This window comes from Kocuria cellulosilytica, assembly GCF_040981245.1.
GTDB classification, from domain to species: domain Bacteria; phylum Actinomycetota; class Actinomycetes; order Actinomycetales; family Micrococcaceae; genus Kocuria; species Kocuria cellulosilytica.
The window spans coordinates 1-615 of record NZ_JAVFWZ010000065.1 but is presented as its reverse complement, the minus strand read 5'-3'; the positions used below and the strand labels follow the sequence as shown (position 1 = coordinate 615).

2 protein-coding genes are annotated in these 615 nt (G+C 71.7%); one reads left to right on the top strand and one right to left on the bottom strand.

The window, feature by feature from the left end:
• The coding region (locus tag RCG67_RS17010; RefSeq protein ID WP_368827977.1) for a cupin domain-containing protein at positions 1-264 on the top strand (264 nt) is incomplete at its 5' end.
• Between the two features lie 39 nt (positions 265-303).
• On the opposite strand, the gene RCG67_RS17005 is transcribed toward RCG67_RS17010, so the two are convergent.
• Complete coding sequence (locus RCG67_RS17005; RefSeq protein ID WP_368807308.1) at positions 304-471, bottom strand: hypothetical protein; 168 nt, start codon at positions 469-471, stop codon at positions 304-306.
• Positions 472-615: the final 144 nt, after the last annotated feature.

The window sequence follows — 615 nt, the reverse complement described above, 5'->3', positions numbered from 1 at the left end:
TCGGAGCGCCTGCTGCACCAGAAGGTGCTGCGCCAGACGCTGCTGGCCATGAAGGAGGGCACCGTGCTCGCCGAGCACAACGCCCCGTACGCGGGGAGCCTGCAGGTCCTGCACGGACGGATCCGCGTCAGCTCGGGCGAGGACCTCGTGCTCGAGGCCGGGCAGCTGCACGTGATCCCCGAGGAGCGCCACTCGGTCGAGGCCCTCGAGGACTCGGTGTTCATCCTCACCGCGGTCACGGGCATCGAGGACGCGGCCGAGTAGCGGCGGGCCCGGCGCTGCCCCGCCGAGGACGGACGGGACTCACCGCCGGCCCAGGTGCTTCTCCCGGCGGTAGGCGATGAACACGCCGGAGAGCGCGATCATGAGCATCATCGCGGCGATGAGCGCGAGCGTCCACGCGCCGTCGATCAGCGCGACGACCAGCAGGACGAGGGCGATCGCGCACAGCAGGAGCTGGAAGATCAGCACGGGGTCAGCCTCCGGTCGGGTACAGGGGTCCTGTCGAGGCTACCCGAGCACGGGACGGCCCCGGGCGTCGGGCGGGCGCATTGCCGGTTTCGCCGAGCGCGTGAGCCGTGTTCATGCGCCCGGGAGGGGTCTAGCGTCGGGGAG